Genomic DNA, 17,789 nt, shown 5'->3' on the forward strand with positions numbered 1-17,789 from the left:
GGTGTGCGACCCCATGGATCGCCCTCTGCGTGGAGCTCCTACGGCTCAGGACGGCGCGCCGGTGGCCTTCGGGGTGTCGAGCGGGCACGCGTTGGCCAGGGTCACCGGGTCCTGGCCGACGGGCCGTGCGACGGTTCGCGAGGCGGGTGGGCGGTGTCCGGTGGCGAGCCAGCCCTCCAGGGCCGTGAAGGCCGTGCGGTGGCAGGGCGTGAGCGGCCGGAGCCCGCCGTCCGGGAAGGCGTCGACGAGCGAGTCGGTGTGGGTGCCGCCCTCGATGCGGTAGTAGCGGTGGAGCGAGCCGCGGCCCGCCTCGCGCACCATGCGGGCGTACACGTCGGAGTCCCGGCCGATCGGCAGGAGGGCGTCCAGGGTGCCGTGGAGGGTGATCAGCGGTTTGCCGATCCGTCCGGTGAGGGCGATCTTCCGCACGGCCTGCCGGACCTCGGCGGGGCGGGCCGCGTAGTCGTAGTCGGCGTCGCAGGCGGGCGTGCCCGGCAGGCAGTACGGCGTGCCCGCCTCGGTCGGCCCGTCGAAGCCGGGGTCCAGCTCCTCGCGGTAGATGCGCTGGGTCAGGTCCCAGTAGACCTTGTGGTGGTACGGCCACAGGAACTCCGAGCCGGCCGGGAACCCGGCGGCGTGCAGTTCGCGCCGCGCCTCCTCCGCGCCCGCGCCGCCCGCGGCGTACACGGGATAGGCGCGCATCGCCTTCGGCAGGAAGTCGAGCAGGTTGGGGCCGTCGCTCCGCCAGAGGGTGCCTTCCCAGTCGACGCCGCCGTCGTAGAGCTCGGGGTGGTTCTCCAGCTGCCAGCGGACCAGGTACCCGCCGTTCGACATACCGGTCGCCAGGGTGCGGGCGGGGGGCCGGTGGTAGCGCTGCGCCACGACGGCCCGGGCCGCCCGGGTGAGCTGGGTGACGCGGTCGTTCCATTCGGCGATCGCGTCGCCGGGGGCCTTTCCGTCGCGGTGGAAGGCGAGACCCGTGTTGCCCTTGTCGGTGGCGGCGTACGCGTACCCCCGGGCCAGCACCCAGTCCGCGATAGCCCGGTCGTTGGCGTACTGCTCGCGGTTGCCGGGCGTGCCGGCCACGACGAGACCGCCGTTCCAGCGGTCGGGCAGCCGGATGACGAACTGGGCGTCGTGCTGCCGGCCGTGGTTGGTGTTGGTGGCGGAGGTGTCGGGGAAGTAGCCGTCGATCTGGACGCCGGGCACGCCGCTGGGGACGGCCAGGTCCTTCGGGGTGAGCCCCGCCCAGTCGGCCGGGTCGGTGTGGCCGGAGGCGACGGTGCCGGCCGTCGTCAGCTCGTCGAGGCAGGCGGACCGCTGGTGCTCGGCGCCGGGGACGCGGAGGTGCGCTTGGCGGGCGCAGTGGGGTCCGGGGGCGGTGGGTGCGGTGGGTGCGGTGGGTGCGGCCGCTGTGGCGGGGACGGTGGTGAGGGTGGTGAGGACGAGGGCGGCCACGGTCAGTGTGGCGTGTGCGCCTTGCCGCCGGGGGCGTGGTGAGGAGCGGAACGTGGGATGACGGTGACGACGCATGAGTGCGTACCTCCGAGGTCAGGGGACTCGCGGGAGGCTATGTCGCCGTCCGCCCGCCCGACATGGCTGCGCGGCCCACCGTCCCGGGCCGTGCGGTGGGCGCCGCCACCACCCTTCCGCCGCGGCGGCGCGGCAGTGGCCCGTCGTGCGGAGGCATTGGTGAGCGACATGAGGGAGGGGGGTGGTGTGTGGACGGCAGCCATGGTCGCCGCCGAGGCCCGCTGCCTAGGGTCGGTGCCTGTCGCTGGTACCGGCACCGGTTCTGACCTGCGAGGTCGTCCGGATGCCCCGAGGGAAGGGATCCTCATGGGTCTGGACAAGACGGTCGCGAGCGCGGCGGAGGCGGTGGCCGACATCCCCGCCGGGTCATCGCTCGCCGTGGGCGGATTCGGGCTCTGCGGGATACCGGGCACGCTCATAGACGCGCTGTGGCAGCGCGGCACGGAGGGCCTCCGCGTCGTGTCGAACAACTGCGGTGTGGACGACTGGGGCCTCGGCCTGCTGCTGGCCGCCGGCCAGATCGCGCGCATGACGAGCTCGTACGTGGGCGAGAACAAGGAGTTCGCCCGCCAGTACCTGAACGGGGAGCTGGAGGTCGAGCTCGTCCCGCAGGGCACGCTCGCGGAACGGCTGCGGGCCGGCGGCGCGGGCATTCCCGCCTTCTACACCCCGGCGGGTACGGGGACGCAGGTCGGCGAGGGCGGGCTGCCGTGGAGGTACGCGGCCGGCGGAGGCCCGGTCGCGGTCGCGTCGCCGCCCAAGGAGACGAGGGAGTTCGGCGGGCGCCCGTATCTGCTGGAGGAGGGGATCACGACGGACTTCGCGCTGGTACGGGCGACCATCGGCGACCGGCACGGCAACCTGGTCTTCCGGTCCTCGGCCCGCAACTTCAACCCGCTGGCCGCCATGGCCGGACGGGTCACCGTCGCCGAGGTCGACCACCTCGTCGAACCGGGTGAGCTCGACCCCGACGAGGTCCATCTCCCCGGCGTCTTCGTCCAGCGGGTGGTCCGGGTCACGCCCGGCGACCCCGCCGCCGAGCGGCGCGTCGAGCGCCGTACCGTCCGACCGGAAGGCGACGTCCGATGACCCTCACCCGCGAGCAGATGGCGGCCCGCGCCGCCCTGGAACTCACCGACGGCAGTTACGTGAACCTCGGCATCGGACTGCCGACGCTCATCCCCAACCACCTCCCGCCCGGCATCGAGGTCGTGCTCCAGTCCGAGAACGGCATCCTCGGCGTCGGCCCGTACCCCACCGAGGACGAGCTCGACGCCGACCTGATCAACGCGGGCAAGGAGACGGTCACGACGCTGCCCGGCGCCTCGTTCTTCGACTCGGCCCTGTCCTTCGGGATGATCCGCGGCGGTCACATCGACGCCGCCGTCCTCGGCGCCATGCAGGTCTCCGCCTCGGGCGACCTCGCCAACTGGATGATCCCCGGCAAGATGGTCAAGGGCATGGGCGGGGCGATGGACCTCGTCCACGGCGCCGGCCGGGTCATCGTCCTGATGGAGCACACCGCGAAGGACGGCTCGCCGAAGCTCGTCGAGACCTGCGGGCTGCCCCTGACCGGGCGGGGCGTCGTCCAGCGCGTGATCACCGACCTCGCCGTCGTGGACATCGCCCCCGACGGCTTCGTCCTGGCCGAACTGGCCCCGGGCGTCACCGCCGACCAGGTCGCGGCGGCCACCGCCGCGCCGCTGCGCGTACCCTCGCACCTCTCGCGGGGAGTCGGTCCGGACGCCTGACCTTCACCCACGGGTCGATGGTCCGGGGCCGGTACGCCGGACAGATCCGGGGGAACATCCGGGGCCGACTGGCGATGCCGCTCCGCGAGCTGCTCGCGCCAGTCGCCCCGCGGTGTCAGCGGATTGTCGACGTCGACGTACCTCCGGCGGATCTCCTCCGCCTTGGCGGCCGTGGGGAGCGGCATCGCGGGGTCGACATCGACATCGGCGTCGGCGTCGACCCCGCGCTCCGCCGCGGCCCTCACCCGATCCAGCATCCGGGCGGCCTCGGCGACGGACAGGTCGTGGTGGCCCGTACCCAGCACCCGCCGCGTACGGGCCGCCCCGCCGCGTACCCAGCACCCCCGCGTCGGCGTCTGCCCGCCCGCGCCCTTCCCGCAGCACCTCGATCCGGCGGCCGGAGTCGCCCGTGCTGCCCAGCGCCTCGGCGAGATCACAGCGGGCGAACAGCTCCTGCGCCAGGGTCTCGTCGAGGATCGCGGCCCGCCGTGACGACTCGGGAGGAGCAGCCGTGCGGCGTCGTCGTGGGCCCTGCCCAGCAGGGCGCCCGCCTTCTCTCCGTGGACCACGGTCACCCAGGGATCGCCGCCGCCCATCGCGATCATGAACTTCCGCCGGCGGGCCCGTCCGACGGTGAGCCCCGCGACGACGGCGCGCGGTCCGTCCGGGCCCGCGTCCGCGTCCCGCACGGCGAGGGCGAGGGCCTCGGTGGCGAGCTGCGCGTACGGCGGATCGGTGTCGGTCTCGGCGACGAGCAACTCCGCCCAGGCCATGCTCAGATGGTCGCCGCGCCCGTCGTACTCCGTGGGCAGCAGGGGACAGCCGATGGACTCGGCGACCAACTGCCCTCCCAGCCGGCCCTCATACCCGTCCGGCAGCGGACCCACTTGGCCTTCGGCCGCCCGGCCGTGGCACCATCCGTGAGATGCCCCTCTCCATACAAGTCGGCCCGTACACCGTCATCGCCCTCACCGATGGTGCGGGGCCCTTCTTCTCTCCCAGGGCGGAGGCGTTCCCCGATGCCACCGCCGAGCAGTGGTCCGCGGCCGACCGGTTCGATCCCGGTGCGCTCGACGCCGACGGACGCTGGTGGCTGCAGTTCCGCGCGTTCGCGATCCGCAGCGAGCGAGGTGTGACGCTGGTCGACGCGGGGATCGGGCCTGCCGACAGCCCGGCGGCCTCATGGGCGCCCGTACCCGGGGCGCTGCCGGCCGAGTTGGCCGCGGCGGGCATCGAACCGGACGAAGTGGAGAGCGTGGTGATCACGCACCTTCACACGGACCATGTGGGATGGGCCGTCGTCGGCGGCAAGGAGGGAGAGACGTCGCGGCCGTTCTTCCCGAACGCCCAGTACCTCCTCCAACAGGCCGAACTCGACGCCCTGGAGCAGATCAACCCCCCGTTGCGGTCCAGTGTGATCGACCCGCTCAGGGCGGCCGGTCGACTCCGGCTGGTCGACGGCGAGACCGCGCTGCGCGGCGGCGAGCGCCTGATCGCCACGCCCGGTCACACTCCCGGCCACCAGAGCGTCCTCGTCGAGTCCGGTCGCGAACTCCTCGCCGTGACCGGTGACTTGCTCGTCCACGCGATCCAGCTGCTCCATCCGGAGCTGGCCTACGCCCACGAGATGGACCCGCACCGGGCCCAGGCCTCACGGGAGCGGGTCCTGCGCGCCCGCGCCACACGCACCCTCCATCTGGCGACACCACACCTGACCGAGCCGTTCGTCGTCGCGGGGCCGTGAATCCCGGGGCTCGTAGCAGGCACCGCGCCGGAGTGCTCCGCGCACGGTCGGTCACTCCTCCGTAGATCCGGCGGCCCGTCCCGACCGGATGACCGCGGAGAGGCGGTGGTCGTGCCAGTAGGCCGGGTCGTACGTCCGCCCCAGCCGTCCTATCGCCTCCGCGGTGCGGGGATCGTCCCTCCTGAGCAGTCCGTAGGCGACGTCGAGCCGTACGCCGAAGTCGTCCTCGTCCATCAGGGCCGCGAGGGCGTCGGCAAGCTCCGCCGTGCGGTCCTCGCCGGCCGCGGCGGCCTCCGCGGCGCCGCCCCGCACCTGAGCTTCCGGGTCCCGGAGCAGACGCACGACGGCCTCCGCGACCTCGGCGCTGCCGTCGTACTGCGCACTCAGCACCCGGCCGGCGCCGACGCGCACCCTCCAGTCCTCGTCCCCCGCGAGGGCGACCAGGGCGGTGCGCACCGCCGCGTCGAGCGGCGCGGGCGACGTGGCCCCGCTCCGCAGGAGCTCCGGAACCCGCGCACGGACGCGAGCGTCCGGGTGCACCGCGTACCGCAACCCCACGGCGGTCCGTTCCTCGCACTCCGTCTCATCCAGCACTCGGAGGACCTCCGCCAGGACGTCGGGATCGTCGTCCCCTTGGTGTGCCCAGGCGGCCACCAGCTCCGTCACTTCCGTCTCATAGGAATTCCGCCAGCTCCCGAACGCAAGGAGGAGTCCGAAGGCCACGTCCAGAACGAAGCGCCGGCGCTCCGGACGTGTGCTGTGCCGGTAGGCGGCCACCGCCGACCACGTCTCTCTACTGCGGCGTTCGCCGAGGACCCCGCGGACGGCCGCCCAGTCGACGTGGTCCGGGTCCCGCCGTTTCGCGGCTCGGGCCACCAGGTCGTCGACGGGCGTGAGCACGCGGAAGGCCCATTCCAGGTCGGTGAGGATCGCGCCGTGTCCGTCGCGCACCGTCAGGCCGCCGAGCGTCAGTTGCCCAGCGTGGTGGTACTCGTCATCCATCGCCGGCACCCTCTGGACGGGACCGGACATCCCCGTCCTGCGACGGAGTTCGTCCTCCGCGTCCCGCTCGCACCAGGAGCCGACGACGTCCAGTAGTCGCTGCCGTTCGTTCTCCGTGAGGCGCAATCGAGGTTCCAGGCCGAGCACTTCCGCCACGACCGCCGGCGAACCGCTGTCGACCGCTCGTACCAAGGGAGTCGTTCCGTCCGACAGCGACCGGTCCTGATCCGCGCCGGCCTCCACCAGCGCCTTCGCCACTACCGTGTCGAACGCCGCGATCGCCGCGCAGAGGACGGGAAGTCCGTCTTCCGTCACCGTGTCCGGATCCGCACCGGCCTCCAGCAACCCGGCCACGGCCGCCGCGTCCCCCTGCCGGACCGCCGCCACCAGCTTCGTACCGTCGTCCATGTTTTGCCGCTCCCGTCTCGACATTGAGCCGGACCGCCCGGCGCGACACCGTCGACGAGCAGTCTAAAATCGCGTGCGGGTGGCACACGCTCGTGCTGGGATCAAGCGTCATGAACGATCGCTTTCTCGATGAAGCCGACTTGATGGACCGGATGGAACGGAACCTGGCGGAGCATGCGTGTCACCTGCATCGGGGGATGGCCGGTGCGGTCGTCACGGAGGCTGGGGACCTGGTGGTCGCGGACAGCGGCCTGGACGACGACACGTTCAACATCGTTGCCGCCGCGCGCTTCACCGGCGACGACGCCACGGCACGTATCGCCGAGACGGCTGGGATGCTGGCCCGTACCGGTCGTCGTTTCTCCTGGTGGGTGGGGCCCGCCTCGACGCCCGGGGACCTCACCGCTCGCCTGGCGGCGGCCGGGCTGGCGGCGTCCGAGCGCGAGGCGGCCATGTGGGCCGAGCTGGGCGAGGACCTGCCCGCACCGGCCGTCGAAGGGCTGGAGATCCAGCGGGTGGCCACGCCTGAACAACTCGCCGACTACGCGATGGTTCTCGCCGCGAACTGGGACCCGCCCGCCGACACCGTCCGGCGCTTCCTCGCCGAGGCCGCCCCGCAAGCACTGGGCGAGGAGTGCCCGGCCCGGTACCTGGTCGGTTACGTGGACGGCCGTCCGGTCTGCTCCGCCGAGGTGTTTCACCACGCGGGAGTCGCCGGCATCTACAACATCTCCACCCTCGCCGCCCACCGCCGACGCGGTTACGGAGGCGCCATCACCCTCGCGGCACTCCACGCGGCCCGCGACCGCGACCACCGCATCGCGGTCCTGCAGGCATCGGCCGAGGGTGAACCCGTCTACCGCCGACTGGGGTTCCGTACCTGCGGGCAGTTCACCGAGCATGCCGTGAATCCCTGAACCTCCCCGGATTCCGACACCTGCCGATCGCTCCGACCGGGCCGGTCGGTGTGCTAGGCGAGGACCCAGCGGGGAGGGTGCTCCGGGGCCGTCGGGCAGGTGAAGACGTGCAGGTCCCGGTCCCGTCCGAAGCGAAGACGCGTGGGGCGGGTGAGGGAAGGGTCGCTCAGGACCGAGGCGCGTCCCCGCTGTGGCGGGTCGCGGTCCTCCAGGGGCATCCAGCTGTGCGAGCCGGCGTCCGCCTCGTCGCCGCCGGCGGTCAGGAGCAGCCGCATCGGGGTCGGGGTCGGGGTCGCGCAGGACGTGCAGTCGACGGCCATCGGGCCCGTGGACGCCCAGCCGGGACAGCCGCCGACCCGCCAGCCCGGTGGGATGGATAGGTCGCCCTGGTAGGTGGGGGCGTCGGGGCCGAGCTCCGCCGCCTGCGCGTCCTCCCAGGCGTCGATGAGCGCGATCAGCGGGGCGGGCAGTGCGTCCTCCTCCGCCCAGGGGTATGTGTCCACCTCCTCGGGGTGCAGGACGCACGCCTCGGGAAGCTCGTCGTCCCACCGGAGGAGGGGCACGCCGGGCGGCTCGGTGAGGAGGCGTTCGGCGCGCTCGGCATCCACCGCACACCGCCAGCGCAGGAGGTAGGCCCGTTCCAGGTGAGGCCGGTGGGCGCGGGGGCAGCGGAAGAGCTGCACCAGGTCGGCGCCGTCGGGCCCCGGCGCCAGGCCGTGACGTCACGTGCGAAGAACTGGGCGAGCCCGAGGAACGGAACCGGTGCGCCCGCGCCGGGCCGATCGGGCTCGGGGTCGGGCTCCGGACCGGGACCGGGACCGGGCTCGGGGTCGGGACCGGGATCGGGGTCGGGGTCGGGGTCGGGATCAGGATCAGGATCGGGATCGGGATCGGGATCGGGATCGGGATCGGGATCGGGATCGGGATCGGGCCATGGTCGGCTCGGTGGGCGCGCGCCTGCCGCCCCGGGGCGGCGCGGATCTCCTCCGGGGCGTACCCCTCGCTCTCCGGATGGTGCGGTCCGTGGCAGATGGGCCACGGGTCGTCCGCCGGCCACAGCATCGGTCCGCCGACGTGGCTGTCGCGCATCCCTGGCCGCCCGGGCCTGGGATGCAGCCGGGTGGTCCTGCCTCGGCGGGCGGCCGGCGCCGGGAAGAGCGCTTCGACGGACACCGGTCTCGACGGGGTCGCCCTCGTCATGGCGGCGTCATCCTGGTCATGCCGGCGAGCGTACGCACCTGGGGAAGAGCATCGCCAACGCATGGCCGCCACGGCGAACGCGCCGAAGCGGGGTGGAAGTGGTCCCGGGCCCGGTACCGGTCCCGGGCCCGGTACCGGGCCCGGGCCGTCGCGGGTGGGGGGCGCGTAAGGTGCCGGGATGATCGATGTTCCGGAGGAGTTCGTACGCGGCACCGTCGGGCGTGAGGGGGCGGTCGGGTCGACCTGGCTCGCCGAACTACCCGTGATCGTCGGTGAGTTGCTGGAGCGGTGGCGGTGCGTTCCGGACGGTGAGGTGATGCACGGGGGCGTCGGCGTGATCGTTCCGGTGCGGCGGCGGTCCGGGGAGAGCGCGGTGGTGAAGGTGTCGTTCCCTCATCCCGGGAACGTCCGTGAGCCGGACGCGTTCGTCGCGTGGCGCGGCCGCGGGGCCGTAATGCTGCACGAGCGCGACGACGAGCGGTTCGCGATGCTGCTGGAGCGGGTACGGACGACGACCCTCGCGGAGGTGGAGGACGGGGACGAGGTCGCCGCGGTCGCCGGGCGGCTCAATCGCCGCCTCGCCGTTCCGGCGCCGCCCGGCCTGCCCCGGTTGCGCGAGCAGGTCGGCGCCTGGGAGACCCAACTCCGCGAGGACGCGCAGGAGTTGCCGCACGCCATGCCTCCTCGCGTGCTGGACGCCGCCGTGGAGACCGTACGGGAACTGGGCCTGGACCAGCCGGACACCCTCGTCCACGGCGATCTGCACGCGCGGAACATCCTGCGGGCCGACCGGGAGCCGTGGCTGGCCGTCGACCCCAAGGGGTACGCGGGAGATCCCGCCTACGACGCCGGGACGCTGCTGAAGTCCCGGGCGCTGACGCTCCTCGAAGCGGACGACCTGCGGCGGTCCGCCGACCGGGTCCTCGACGTCTTCGCCGAGGCCGCGGAACTCGACCGGGAACGCGTACGTCGATGGGCGCAGTTCCACGCCGTCCAGGCCGCGTTCTGGGGCCGTCGGCACGGCTTCCGTATCGCGCGAGACGGTCCGCGGCTGGACTGGCTCACCGAGTTCGCCGAGCGGCTGGCCGGGCTGCTCACCGAACGGCTGTAGCGGGGGGGGAGGGGGAGGGACCTGCCGGCTCACCCGTCGGCGTCGGTCAGGTCCGCGGTGATCCGGGAGTAGATCAGCATGTCGCGGCGCTCGCCGTTCACCGACTGACGGCTGCGGAGGTGGCCTTCGTAGATGAAGCCCGCCTGTTCGGCCGTCCTGCGGGAGGCGGTGTTCCAGGGTTCCACGTACAGCTCCAGGCGCGCGAGGGCGAGGTCGCGCAGCGCCCAGGAGGCGATCGCGCGCAGGCCCACCGTGGCGATGCCCCTGCCACGCGCGGAGCCCGCCACCCAGTAGCCCACGGACGCCCGCCCTTCGTCGGTGGCGTCCGGCCACAGGCCGATCTGACCGAGGCCACGGTCCCCCGCCTCCTCGGCCATGACGAAGGGGTAGCCGGCGCGGCTCAGCGCCCGGTCCTCCTGGCGGGCGATGAAGGCGACTCCCTCTGCATGCGTGTACGGGCTCGGGACGGTGGTGACCAGAGGGATGTAGGAGTCCTCGGCCGCCTCCCGCACCAACGGCAGGTCGCCGAGCCGCCAGGGTCTCAGCACCAGGCCGTCGCCTGCGGCGATCCGGGGAACGACGAACGGTTTCCGCATGCTCCTGATCATGCCCGAGGCGGGTGTACGTCGGCACGGCGACACCACCGCCTCCCCGCGTGAGGAGTCCGCCTCGCTCAGCCTTACGCTCGGCCCACGCCGCCCGGCACCGACCGCAAGGAGCTTCATCATGACCACGCATCCCGATGTCGCCGCGCTGCTCGATCTCGTGCCGGCGGACCTCGCCGGCGGGGAGCGGATCGACTGGGCCGCGGCCGAGGCCGCGCTGGGCACCGCGCTGCCGGGCGACTACAAGGCGCTGCTCGACGCGTACGGTGTGGGCGACATCGGCGACCTCGTCATCCTGCCGCCGCTCCCCAGTGACGTGCGCGGGTGGGAGAGCTGTCACATCGGCGCCCGCACGGACGACCTGCGCGGGCTCTGGGTGGAGGACGCGGGGGTTCCGGGCGTGGCGGCCCCGGCCGACGCCGTCCTGCCATGGGGCACGGGGATGAACGCGAACGAGATGGCCTGGCTCATGAACGACCCCGACCCGGACAACTGGCCCGTCGTGGTCCGGCGTCGGCACCATGCGTGGGGCGAGTCGCCGTGGGCCCTGTTCGAGTGCACCATGGTCCAGTTCATCACCCGCATGATGCTGGGGCGGTTCGACACCTGTCCGCTCGGCGACGCGTCGCTCTGGCAGCGGACCGGCGCCTTCGTGAGCTGGCGGGAGCAGGAGCGACGGTTCCGGGCCGGTCTGGATCCGTTCACGGGCGAACCGGATCCGTACGCTGGGATGTTCCCCGCTCCCTAAGGGCTGTCCTGCAAAGATCTCGGCTGCGGGTCCGGAGCGGTCTGAAGAGCTGACGGGATGCTCAGTTGGTGGTTCGTGAGGTGCTCAGGGACCGGGCGAAGTCGGCGAGCGTGTGGAAGTCGTCCTCTCGTAGGCCGATCCGTGGGTTGACGTGGTGCAGGAGCCCGGTTCCCTGGTGGTGGGCGGTCACGTACGTCTGGTCCAGCTCGCTCTGCTCGTCGTCCACCCAGGCGAAAGGACGGCCGTCTGCGTAGTTCACCAGCGGTCCGGTCTTCCAGTGGACTCCATCGGGGCGTTCTTGAAGTAGGACGTCGCCGAAGTCGATGAAGGGAAGTTCCGGAAGGCCGAGGACCGGTGCGATCCACCGGTTGGCGTCGTCCATCCATGTGGTGGCCCAGCACAGCTCGAAGCCGAGTTGGAGCAGGCTTTGCCCGTGCTCTGGGTTGAGCCAGACCCGCAGGGGGTGCTGTCGGAACGAGAGGCCCCTGTCGTCCCCATGGGCGTCGTTCCTGGGAACTCGGATTGTGGTGTAGCCGTCGGGACGCCTCTCCGGCTTGGCTGCGTAAGGGTTGAGTGGCCCGTCCACGTCGAGGAACAGCAGCGGTCGGTTCACGGTTTCCCCCGGTCTTACTCACTGTGGACTGCCCCGGCCAGCGTAGCTGCGGGATTGTCACGGCATGGAGCCAGCCCGGGTGACGATCATGAAGTGGCGAGTGTGATCACGGCGTCGGAGCCGTCCTGGATAGCCCCGTTCGCGGGACTGAGCCCGCACTGCTTCGGCAAACTGCTGACCATGCTGCGTCGGGATGGAGCAGATGTGGTCCACCGAGGCCGGCCATGGAGTCTGCCGCTGGAGGACAGGATCCTGCTGGTCACGGCATACTGGCGCACCAATCTGACGTTGCGGCAGCTCACCCCGCTGTTCGGCATCTCGAAGTCCACGGCCGGCCGGGTCATCAACCACCTCGGCCCCCTGCTGGCGCTCCGGCCTCGCGAGCGGTGCGCCAAGAACACCGTGCTCAACGCGGATGGCACCCTGGCCCCCACCCGCGACCACACCAACGCCGAGCGGTCGAAGAACTACCGGTACTCCACCACCCACCAGGTCGTCATCGACGCCGACGCCCGCCCGGTCGTCGTGGTCGGCCGGCCCCTTGCCGGGAACCGCAACGACTACAAGGCATGGGGCGAATCCGGCGCCAAGGCCGCCGTCGGCAACACCGTCACGATCGCCGACGGCGGCTACCCGGGCACCGGACTCGTCATCCCGCACCGCCGCAAGCGCGGCCAGACCGAACTGCCAACCTGGAAAGAGGAACACAACAAGTCCCACGGGCAGGTCCCCGCCCGCGTCGAGCACGTCTTCGCCCGCACGAAGACTTGGAAGATCCTGCGCGACACACATCCTCGCCCTCGCCGGATAGATCGCGCGCGGCACGGTGGGCCGCTACGTCCGGCGACTCCAAGATCCTTATCGGGACAGCCCTTAGGGCTCGATCAGGTACGGGCGGCGGGATCGCCGGGGAGTGACCGGGACGTCTCCGGCCTTACGAGACGACGTAGTTGTGGGCCGGGATGATCGTGGGCCGGACGTCGGCGTGGCCGAGTTCGGCCAGGATCGGTCCGAAGGCCTTCGCGTGGGTCTCCAGGGCCTCCTGGCTCTCCCAGACCTCCGTCACGCGGAACACCCCGTCGGCCGTTCCCGCAGCATGCGAGACGAGACCCGCGACCGGCAGGTCGGCGAAGCGGGTGAAGCCTCTGCCGTCCGTCATCCGCTTGATGACCGTGTCGTAGAGCTCCTGCCCGGCACCAGGGAAGTCGAAGGTGACGATGATGGCCATCGGTACGCGCCTCTCGCTCGGTCCGCCGCATGGCTGTGACGGCGGCAACGGCCGCGATCCTAGCGGTATGTGAGGATGTGAACGCTCTGGGTGAGGCGCAGTGGTGAGGGCTCTGCACGGCGTTGACGTCCGGGGCACCGTGCGGGGTGCGGGGCGGTTCGACGTCGGCGGTCGTTCGCCGCGGGCGGCGTTCTGCTGACGTACGAGGACGCCGCCGGGGCCGATCGGGTCGGGGCCCGTGTCGGCCTGCGCGCCGCGTGCGCCTCCCGGGAGGAGTTCAATCGGAACACGTGGCGACGCACTACGGCTCCGGCTCGCCTTCCCCTTCTCTCCGCCCCCTCTCCCCCGCCGTCGCGGTCAGCTCGGCTCGCCGCTGTGGGGTGTGGCGTGCGCCGTGAACGGCTCCGCCTCCACGGCGGTGTACGCGGAGGTGAAGGTGAAGGCGCGGGGGGAGGGGCCGTGGGCGCGGAGGTCCGCCAGGCGTGCCAGCGCCTCCTCCGTGGTCGGGCGGTGGCCGGCGGGGACCCACCAGAGGACCAGGTGTGCCTCGACGTGCCGCTCGAACCACGCGCGGCGCTGCCGCATCACTTCCAGGTGTCCACTGCGGTAGGTGAAGTCCCACAGGGCTTCCTGGGTCTCCCAGACGGTGAGGTTCACGATGACGTCCTCGCCCGCGGGACGCGCGCCGGTGGCGTCGGGCGTCCCCTCCTCCACGAACCGCCACACGAATCCGGGCGCGCCGTCGGCCGCGGTGTTGATGGGGTCGAGCATCTCGACGAACGGCGCCATGCGGGGGTCGTCGAGGGGGTGGAGGAGCGTGGCGACGTTGAGCTGGGCGAGGTGGTGGGCGGTGGCGGGCGCGGGCGGGGATGCGGTCATGGCCTCATCCCAGCATGCCCCCCATTTCTATGTCAATGATCGTTGTTTTTAGAAGGCTCGACCACGACGCAGCACTCCCCCGGCCTGGCGTCCATCCGGGCGCGGACGGCGTCCGACTCGCCCAACAACCCCTCCAGGAGCGCCAGGTTCATACCGCAGACGAGCGGCGGGAAGCGTTCCGCGACGGCATGGAAGGGGCAGTTGCGCATGCGGATGACGGCGGCAGCCGTGGCGGTGACGTCATCGGTGGCGTCGGCTGCGTCTACGCCTGCGCCTGCGTCCTCCAGGTGCGGCTCGTAGCCTCGGGACGCCAGCCGTTCCATGGCTTCCTCAAGGCTTTCGCACGGGCCGGTCGCCTCGCGCAGGGCATCGCCCCGGCGCCGGGCGGCCTCGCAGAGTTCGGCGTCCAGGCCGGCCAGTTCGGCGGCCTCGGCGAGCAGTTCGGCGGCGGTGCGGTAGTCGCGGGCGGGCAGGGACACCGACCGCTCGCCCGGCGCCCTCCGGTACACCTTGGCGGGGCGGCCCGCGCCGGGGCCCGAGCGGCCCGTGAGGCGGCGGCTGCCGCTTTCCAGCAGCCCCGCCTCCGTCAGGCGGTCCAGGTGGTGCGCGGCGAGAGTGCGCGCCACGCCCGCCGCCTCCGCGGCCTCGTTGCGCCCGACTTCACGCCCCTGCGCCACCACGTACTCGTACAGGCGTCGGCGTACCGGATCCTGTAGCGCCGCGATCGCTTCGATGTCCTCGTCCTCCATCCGGCCATTCTAATGACAATGGAGGTTGGCGATAGAGATGGGCGGGAGGGCGGCCGGATCTGTCAGGCGATCGTCGCCATGCGGTCCTTGTCACCGACGGCGGCGGGCCGGCGCGTGGTTGTCAGGGACCGTTCGAGGAGGTCGAGGCTCTGGCGCATGTCGGCGATGCGCCGCGCGAGGTCCTCACCGTCCTCGGGGTGCGTGGCCCCGGGGGCCGTCACCGTCGCGCTCGCCGGCTCCGGCCTCCCGGCGCCGCCACGCGAGGCGTGGGCGTCGGCGTGGGCGTCGGCTTCGAGTGCGGCCTTGTCGAGTTCGCGCGCCTCGTCGAGGCTGTTCAGGACGACCCCGATGAGGACGTTGACCAGGACGAAGGATGCGAGCAGGACGTAGGAGCCGTAGTAGAAGAGGCTCAGGCGCGAGATGGCCAGGCCGTTGTAGATGGCGTCCTGCAGGCCCTCCAGGGTCATCAGCAGGAAGAGGGTGAGCAGGGCGCGGCCGAGGGAGCCGAAGTGGGCGGGGTCGTGGGAGCCGAAGCAGACCCAGCCGATCATGGCGTAGACGTAGAGGATGACGGCGCCGACGAAGAGGAAGCTGACGGTGCCGGGGAGGCTGCGCGAGACCGCGATGAAGAGGATGCGCAGCTGGGGGAAGAAGCGGGCCGTGCGGAGCACGCGTACCAGCCTCAGCAGCCGCAGGACGGTGGAGTTCTCGCGTACGAAGGGGATGTAGGCGCAGGCGACGACGACCAGGTCGAAGATGTTCCAGCCGTCCCGCCAGAACTCTTTGGGTCGGTCGGCGTGGGCGCCGACGCGGAACAACATCTCCAGCGTGAAGAAGGCGAGGCAGGTGAGCTCCGCCGCGCGCAGGTGGGCCGCGTGGCCGCTGACGAAGCCGCGGTAGGTCTCGGCGCCGAGGAGGGCGGCGTTGAACAGGATCACGGTCAGGACGGCGAAGGAGAAGGCGGGGGCCTCGGTCACGGCGCGGCAGGCTGCCGCGATCCGTACCCGGGTGGGAGCCGGGGCGGTGGTCATGAAGGTCTCCGGAGGCGCTTGCGCCGGGCACTGGGTTCGGTGCGGGCGCGCGACGGGATGCGGGGGCGGGCGGGGAGGGAGGGAGTGGGTTTCCTGCTGTCCTAACGGGGTGGGAACGCGTCGGGCTGCGGGGTGGGCACGAAATGGCTGAACGATTCATCCGCTGCGGGGAAAGACCGCGCATTGGGTCCCCTCCGGACCGTCGGGTCCGTGACCCGTCCCGCCCAAGATCGTTAACTCCGGCCTGCGGGGCGGCTGGCGGGCCGCCCTGCCGGGCGGCCGGTTCCGGTCCTCCCGACAACCACCTCCAGCCCCACCGGGGGCCGAGGCCCGGCCCCCGGCATCAATCGTCGGCCCACCGGGGGGCTCACCCCTCGGGGTGGAGCCGGTCCGTTCGGTGGGCGCAGTTCGGCCCGTCGTGCCGGGGGGGCGGCTGCCCGTGGCGAGAAGGGTGGGGAGCCCAGGATCGATGGACGGAGTGATCACGTACGTCCTTGAGGAGCTCATGGCCACGGGCCCGGTCGCGCGAGAGCGATGGAGGCAGTGGGGGCGCTGGGGTGCTGGGGACGGTGGGAGCCACCGTCACGGCGCTCGTACTCGGGCTTCCGGCGGTCGCGGTGGCCGCGCCGGGGGATCTGGATCCTTCCTTCGACGGCGACGGCAGGGTCGTGACCGACCTGGGGGGCTTCGCCGGGGCCTAAGGGATGGTCGTGCAGCCGGACGGGCGGATCGTCACCATCGGGTACGGGTACTCCAACGAGGCCTCCGGCGACTTCACCCTCACCCGGTACAACGCCGACGGCAGTCTGGAGTCTGGACCCGACCTTCGGCGGGGACGTCATCGTCACCACCGACTTCGTGGGGGCCGACAACGACGAGGGGCGCGGCGTCGCGCTGCGGCCCGACGGCAAGATCGTCGCGGTCGGCGGGTCCTCCGATTGGGGCGGCAACGACGCCTGGGCTGCGGACCGTTACCTCCCGGACGGCAGCCTCGACGCGAGCTTCGGCGAGGGTGGCAAGGTGCTCACCGAGATCGACGTCGACGCGATCGAGACCGCGCGGTCGATGCTCGTGCAGCCCGACGGCAGGATCCTCGCCGGCGGGTCCAGCGGTGGCGTGTGGTCGCTGGTGCGCTGGGACTCCTCCGGCGTTCCGGGCCCCGGTTTCGGCGGGGACGGGCGGGTCACCACCACCTTCGGTCCCACCTGCTGTCACCGCGTCGCCGACATCGCCCTCCAGGACGACGGCAGGATCGTGGCCGCCGGGAGCGCCGGCGGGCTCGCCGTGACCCGCTACCTCGCCGACGGCACTCTCGACACGAGCTTCGACGGCGACGGGTGGGTCACCACCGGCACCGACGCACCGACGCAGCGGCGGCCGTGGCGGTGCAGGGCGACGGCCGGATCGGCGTCGCGGGCAGTCAGGGCAACGCCTTCCTCGTGTCCCGGTTCACCGCCGCCGGCGCGCCGGACCCGGCCTTCGGCGGGGACGGGCGGGTCACCACCTCCTTCGGCCCCGAGGAGGGCGGCGGCGCGGACACGGTCGTACAGCCCGACGGTCGGCTCGTCGTGGCCAAGCCGGTACGGCGGCGACTTCGCCCTCGCCCGGTACAACACCGGAGGCGCCCTGGCCCCGGGCTTCAGCGGAGACGGACGGCTGACCACCGACTTCGGCGGCACCGGGGACGCGGCCGCGAGCGTGGCCCTGCAGACCGACGGCGAGATCGTCGCCGCCGGGCTCGCCGGCACGGCCTTCAGCTTCGACGCCCACCGGGGGCTCGCCCGCTACCTCGGCGGTGGCGGCATCGAGCCGCCCGCCGGCGTGGACGTGTCCGTGACGAACACCGGGGCAGCTGCACGACGGTGCCCGGCCGTGTCACCTGCGCCCTCGGCACGCTCGCCCCGGCCGGCAGCCCCTCCGGCGCCACGGCCACCGTGACGATCGTCGCCGAGCCCTCCCGCACCGGCGCGCTCACGAACACGGCGACGGTCACCGCCGCCCAGACCGACCCGGCGCCGGGCAACAACGCCGCGCCCCGCACCACGACCGTGAACAACAGCCGCGGCTGCACGATCGTCGGAACCAGCGGCGCCGACACCCTCAACGGTACGTACCAGGGCGACATGATCTGCGCCCTCAGCGGCAACGACACCGCCAACGGCGGTCTCGACACCGACACCTGCACCACCGATCCGGGCGACGCGCGCGTCAGCTGCCCCTGATCCACCGCCCTGATCCACCGACCGCGATCTCGCCTGCCGAGGTCGGTG

At 72.4% G+C, this 17,789-nt stretch carries 16 protein-coding genes and 6 pseudogenes; 13 read left to right on the plus strand and 9 right to left on the minus strand.

Annotated elements, in window-relative coordinates; all coding sequences use genetic code 11:
- Positions 1–45 precede the first annotated feature (45 nt).
- Entirely contained in the window at positions 46–1,458 is a 1,413-nt protein-coding gene (locus tag HHL19_RS22560) for a tannase/feruloyl esterase family alpha/beta hydrolase (protein WP_346768376.1), read from the minus strand.
- Between the two features lie 381 nt (positions 1,459–1,839).
- Between HHL19_RS22560 and HHL19_RS22565 the strand changes: the two genes are divergently transcribed.
- The 4 genes from HHL19_RS22565 to HHL19_RS22580 all read left to right on the plus strand — a co-directional run bounded on the left by HHL19_RS22565 (position 1,840) and on the right by HHL19_RS22580 (position 5,028).
- The gene (locus tag HHL19_RS22565; protein WP_169092124.1) at positions 1,840–2,622 is read left to right on the plus strand and encodes a CoA transferase subunit A; all 783 of its coding nucleotides are present in this window, start codon (positions 1,840–1,842) and stop codon (positions 2,620–2,622) included.
- Positions 2,619–3,284, plus strand: a complete 666-nt coding sequence (locus HHL19_RS22570) for a 3-oxoacid CoA-transferase subunit B (protein ID WP_169092125.1) — start codon at positions 2,619–2,621, stop codon at positions 3,282–3,284. Before HHL19_RS22565 ends, HHL19_RS22570 begins: the two co-directional genes overlap by 4 nt.
- Positions 3,285–3,407: 123 nt before the next feature.
- Positions 3,408–3,776 carry a hypothetical protein gene (locus HHL19_RS22575; protein WP_169092126.1) on the plus strand — a complete coding sequence of 123 codons (369 nt, stop codon included), beginning with the start codon at positions 3,408–3,410 and terminating at the stop codon, positions 3,774–3,776.
- A 433-nt stretch (positions 3,777–4,209) separates the two neighbouring features.
- Positions 4,210–5,028: an MBL fold metallo-hydrolase gene (locus HHL19_RS22580; RefSeq protein WP_169092127.1), complete on the plus strand. Its 819-nt coding sequence runs from the start codon at positions 4,210–4,212 to the stop codon at positions 5,026–5,028.
- Positions 5,029–5,079: 51 nt separating this feature from the next.
- Here HHL19_RS22580 and HHL19_RS22585 read toward each other — a convergent pair whose 3' ends face one another.
- Positions 5,080–6,438, minus strand: a complete 1,359-nt coding sequence (locus HHL19_RS22585) for an ankyrin repeat domain-containing protein (RefSeq protein WP_169092128.1) — start codon at positions 6,436–6,438, stop codon at positions 5,080–5,082.
- A 152-nt stretch (positions 6,439–6,590) separates the two neighbouring features.
- Between HHL19_RS22585 and HHL19_RS22590 the strand changes: the two genes are divergently transcribed.
- A complete protein-coding gene (locus tag HHL19_RS22590) occupies positions 6,591–7,355 on the plus strand; it encodes a GNAT family N-acetyltransferase (protein ID WP_169092410.1) in 765 nt (254 codons plus the stop codon).
- Between the two features lie 53 nt (positions 7,356–7,408).
- Here the strand turns inward: HHL19_RS22590 and HHL19_RS22595 are convergent, their stop codons facing one another.
- Positions 7,409–8,038: a hypothetical protein gene (locus HHL19_RS22595; RefSeq protein WP_240981806.1), complete on the minus strand. Its 630-nt coding sequence runs from the start codon at positions 8,036–8,038 to the stop codon at positions 7,409–7,411.
- A 695-nt stretch (positions 8,039–8,733) separates the two neighbouring features.
- Between HHL19_RS22595 and HHL19_RS22610 the strand changes: the two genes are divergently transcribed.
- Positions 8,734–9,666 carry an aminoglycoside phosphotransferase family protein gene (locus tag HHL19_RS22610; protein ID WP_169092129.1) on the plus strand — a complete coding sequence of 311 codons (933 nt, stop codon included), beginning with the start codon at positions 8,734–8,736 and terminating at the stop codon, positions 9,664–9,666.
- A gap of 29 nt (positions 9,667–9,695) precedes the next feature.
- Here HHL19_RS22610 and HHL19_RS22615 read toward each other — a convergent pair whose 3' ends face one another.
- The gene (locus tag HHL19_RS22615) at positions 9,696–10,262 is read right to left on the minus strand and encodes a GNAT family protein (RefSeq protein WP_169092130.1); all 567 of its coding nucleotides are present in this window, start codon (positions 10,260–10,262) and stop codon (positions 9,696–9,698) included.
- 130 nt (positions 10,263–10,392) lie between these two features.
- Here HHL19_RS22615 and HHL19_RS22620 point away from each other — a divergent pair, with 130 nt between their 5' ends.
- On the plus strand, positions 10,393–11,019 hold the full coding sequence (locus HHL19_RS22620) for a hypothetical protein (protein WP_169092131.1): 627 nt from the start codon (positions 10,393–10,395) through the stop codon (positions 11,017–11,019).
- A gap of 61 nt (positions 11,020–11,080) precedes the next feature.
- Here the strand turns inward: HHL19_RS22620 and HHL19_RS22625 are convergent, their stop codons facing one another.
- Entirely contained in the window at positions 11,081–11,632 is a 552-nt protein-coding gene (locus HHL19_RS22625; RefSeq protein ID WP_169092132.1) for a hypothetical protein, read from the minus strand.
- 93 nt (positions 11,633–11,725) lie between these two features.
- Between HHL19_RS22625 and HHL19_RS22630 the strand changes: the two are divergent.
- Positions 11,726–12,418: pseudogene (locus HHL19_RS22630) on the plus strand (transposase family protein); the annotation flags it as partial.
- 148 nt (positions 12,419–12,566) lie between these two features.
- Here HHL19_RS22630 and HHL19_RS22635 read toward each other — a convergent pair.
- The 4 genes from HHL19_RS22635 to HHL19_RS22650 all read right to left on the minus strand — a co-directional run bounded on the left by HHL19_RS22635 (position 12,567) and on the right by HHL19_RS22650 (position 15,519).
- Positions 12,567–12,860 (minus strand): hypothetical protein, encoded by a 294-nt coding sequence (locus tag HHL19_RS22635; protein WP_169092133.1) that lies wholly within the window; start codon positions 12,858–12,860, stop codon positions 12,567–12,569.
- A gap of 357 nt (positions 12,861–13,217) precedes the next feature.
- Complete coding sequence (locus HHL19_RS22640; protein WP_169092134.1) at positions 13,218–13,739, minus strand: DUF3291 domain-containing protein; 522 nt, start codon at positions 13,737–13,739, stop codon at positions 13,218–13,220.
- A 32-nt stretch (positions 13,740–13,771) separates the two neighbouring features.
- A complete protein-coding gene (locus HHL19_RS22645; RefSeq protein ID WP_169092135.1) occupies positions 13,772–14,488 on the minus strand; it encodes a helix-turn-helix domain-containing protein in 717 nt (238 codons plus the stop codon).
- Positions 14,489–14,550: 62 nt separating this feature from the next.
- The gene (locus tag HHL19_RS22650) at positions 14,551–15,519 is read right to left on the minus strand and encodes an ion transporter (protein ID WP_169092136.1); all 969 of its coding nucleotides are present in this window, start codon (positions 15,517–15,519) and stop codon (positions 14,551–14,553) included.
- Positions 15,520–16,223: 704 nt separating this feature from the next.
- Here HHL19_RS22650 and HHL19_RS38200 point away from each other — a divergent pair.
- The 5 pseudogenes from HHL19_RS38200 to HHL19_RS22665 all read left to right on the plus strand — a co-directional run.
- Positions 16,224–16,322 (plus strand): annotated as a pseudogene (locus tag HHL19_RS38200) (delta-60 repeat domain-containing protein); the annotation flags it as partial.
- 55 nt (positions 16,323–16,377) lie between these two features.
- Positions 16,378–16,809: pseudogene (locus HHL19_RS37580) on the plus strand (delta-60 repeat domain-containing protein); the annotation flags it as partial.
- Positions 16,810–16,904: 95 nt separating this feature from the next.
- A pseudogene (locus HHL19_RS38565) lies at positions 16,905–16,973 on the plus strand (hypothetical protein); the annotation flags it as partial.
- Between the two features lie 160 nt (positions 16,974–17,133).
- Positions 17,134–17,457: pseudogene (locus HHL19_RS37590) on the plus strand (hypothetical protein); the annotation flags it as partial.
- Positions 17,424–17,741 (plus strand): annotated as a pseudogene (locus tag HHL19_RS22665) (calcium-binding protein); the annotation flags it as partial. The pseudogenes HHL19_RS37590 and HHL19_RS22665, both read left to right, overlap by 34 nt.
- Between the last annotated feature and the right edge of the window lie 48 nt (positions 17,742–17,789).

Origin of the sequence: Streptomyces sp. R302 (assembly GCF_012927245.1) — a bacterium.
Lineage (GTDB): Bacteria > Actinomycetota > Actinomycetes > Streptomycetales > Streptomycetaceae > Streptomyces.